Origin of the sequence: Starkeya nomas, assembly GCF_902703545.1 — a bacterium.
In the GTDB taxonomy this organism is placed as follows: Bacteria; Pseudomonadota; Alphaproteobacteria; order Rhizobiales; family Xanthobacteraceae; genus Ancylobacter; species Ancylobacter moscoviensis.
On the sequence record NZ_CACSAS010000027.1, the window covers coordinates 1 to 2,171 of the forward strand.

Here is a 2,171-nt window from a genome sequence, read left to right on the forward strand (position 1 = left end):
CAGCCTGCGCGTCGAAGCCAATAATCTTGTCATCGTATGTGGAGACAAGGCCACTGAGCCATGCTTTCAGGCTCGCGGCCTTCGCCGTTGCCCCCTTATGGTCGAGGAGCGCGATCCCCTTCTCGATTTCATGGATGGAGACGACCGACAGGAATAACCGGCCGTCGCCGTCCATGCGATTCAGCCAGGTGAGGAAGTCAGCGGATGCTTCCGACTTGGACGGCGCCAGCATGGAGACGACGTTGGTGTCGAGAAGAAAACCGCTCAAAGCTCGACATCTCGCGATGGCTTGCGGTTGCGCGTGAACTCTCCGCCTGGGAACGTCCTGAGATAGCTGACAAGGCCCGCCCGTTTGCGTTCGAGCGCCTTGCGCGCGATCTCCGCCGCCTCGACCGAAACCAGGGCCGCTACGGGTTTGCCATGACGGGTGATGGTCACGATCTCTCCTTTGACAGCCTCATCAACAAGGCTGGAAAATCCAGCCTTGGCGTCTCTGAGGTTGATGGTCAGCATGTTGCGTCCTCCATATGTAGCCATATGTGACTACACATAATCTATTGAAGGGCGGATTTCAACGCCGATTTCAAATCTCCGAGGTGTCAGCCCTCGGGGCCGAACAGGTCATCGAACAGGTCTCCGAACCATTGCTCGAACACCTCGATCTCGGCCTGCGTGACCGGAACGGGATGGGGCCAGTCGTCGGTGACGGTCCAGGTGGACAGGTCATGTTTGGGCGGTCTGCCGGGGAACGGCCACGGATAGCCCAACAGCGTCTCAAGCTGCTCCGTTGCCGTGGGCGGCCTGACGCGCCGGGAGCGGGACCGCGCGCCGCGATCAGACGCCATCGAGGTCGCGCCCGCTTCCGGGCCGCCACGCTACGGGGTTGGCGACCCATCGGTTAATGTCGGATTCCTTCCAGCCCGCGCCGTTGACGCTGATCTTGATCTGGGGCGGGAACGTGCCCTCGGCGATCTTGCGATAGATGGTGGACCGGGATAGGCCGGTCCGGGCGAGGACGGTTTTCAGGCGGACGATACGGTCTGATGCGAGCATGGCTGCGCTGCCTCCTGCTGGCTATTTCTGACGATTGCAGAGACCAGACAGAGGAGCGATTTGTTGTTGTGCAATAGATATTTGGGCGTCGTAGGGCTGTGGCGAAGAGACGGCGGAAAATAGGATGGTTCTACAGTCCGAGACCCCGCCCCCGACCAAGCCCGAAAGTGAGGGTGAGGTCGCGGCCGACGCCCATCCCCGAATCGAATGAGATGCCGAGTTCCCGCTTGCGGCCCGCCAGAAGGGATTCCATCTGCGGGTCGCGTTCGAGGCTGTGGGCCATGTTCCCCATCTCCACCCGCGCGGCCCTGTGACCGGCATAGTCGCCCGCCGCATACCGTTCGTCGCTGGCCCTGTGGAGATTTTGCCAGCGTTCCACGAAACGGTCGGCGCGCAGGCCGGGATCGGTGCGCAACTCGGTTTCCAGTTGCAAGGCGCGGATTGCGCGCCGGGCGTCGCCGGATGCCGCCTCCGCCGCAAGCTCCGGGTTTTTCTTGTAGGCGGCTTCGGCGTCGTGCGAGCCGTAGGGGCGCACCTCCTCGAACCGCTGGCGCGCCTCCTGCAATTCCCTGATCTGATCGGGGCTGGCCTTGCCGCCCTGTTCCTGCGCCGCGAAGATCGCATCCACGGCGCGCGCATGACGGACGAGCGCCCGGCCACGGGCGCGGCGCAACGCCGCCTCCGGGTCTTCCTCCACCTTCCTTTCCGGCCCCTGTCCGCCCTCGGCGGGCAGGCGCAGCCCGTCGAAGATGCCGCGCACCTTTTCGGGAACCTGGCGGACGATCTCGACAACCCGTTCCACGCGCTCGCGGAAGGTGATGCCGCGCCGTTCGGCGTAGTCGCGGGCGGGTTCGTAGTCGCTCGCCATGTCCTTGGCACGGTCGCGCGACAGGACACCGACAAGCCGGTCCCGGCTGGCGAAGTCGTCGCGGCCATAGTGCAGGTCCGTGCCGTCGCGGTGCCGGGACAGGGCGACGTAGCTGCCGTGGGTGTCCATGCCCGGCGTCGCCAACACATGGGCGCGGTCTACGGTCATGCCCTGCGCCTTGTGGATCGTGGCGGCATAGCCGTGGTCGATCTTGTTGTAGTCCTTCAGGTCGAACGCGACATTGCGCCCG

At 64.3% G+C, this 2,171-nt stretch carries 3 protein-coding genes and 2 pseudogenes; all 5 read right to left on the minus strand.

Annotated features, from left to right (window positions below):
- Positions 1–268: pseudogene (locus tag STARVERO_RS22050) on the minus strand (PIN domain-containing protein); the annotation flags it as partial.
- The gene (locus STARVERO_RS22055) at positions 265–513 is read right to left on the minus strand and encodes a type II toxin-antitoxin system Phd/YefM family antitoxin (protein ID WP_054308812.1); all 249 of its coding nucleotides are present in this window, start codon (positions 511–513) and stop codon (positions 265–267) included. The gene STARVERO_RS22055 and the pseudogene STARVERO_RS22050, both read right to left, overlap by 4 nt.
- Before the next feature lie 86 nt (positions 514–599).
- Positions 600–767 (minus strand): hypothetical protein, encoded by a 168-nt coding sequence (locus STARVERO_RS22060; RefSeq protein WP_244616986.1) that lies wholly within the window; start codon positions 765–767, stop codon positions 600–602.
- A 67-nt stretch (positions 768–834) separates the two neighbouring features.
- Positions 835–1,053 (minus strand): helix-turn-helix transcriptional regulator, encoded by a 219-nt coding sequence (locus STARVERO_RS22065; RefSeq protein ID WP_159602163.1) that lies wholly within the window; start codon positions 1,051–1,053, stop codon positions 835–837.
- 130 nt (positions 1,054–1,183) lie between these two features.
- Positions 1,184–2,171 (minus strand): annotated as a pseudogene (locus STARVERO_RS22070) (Ti-type conjugative transfer relaxase TraA); the annotation flags it as partial.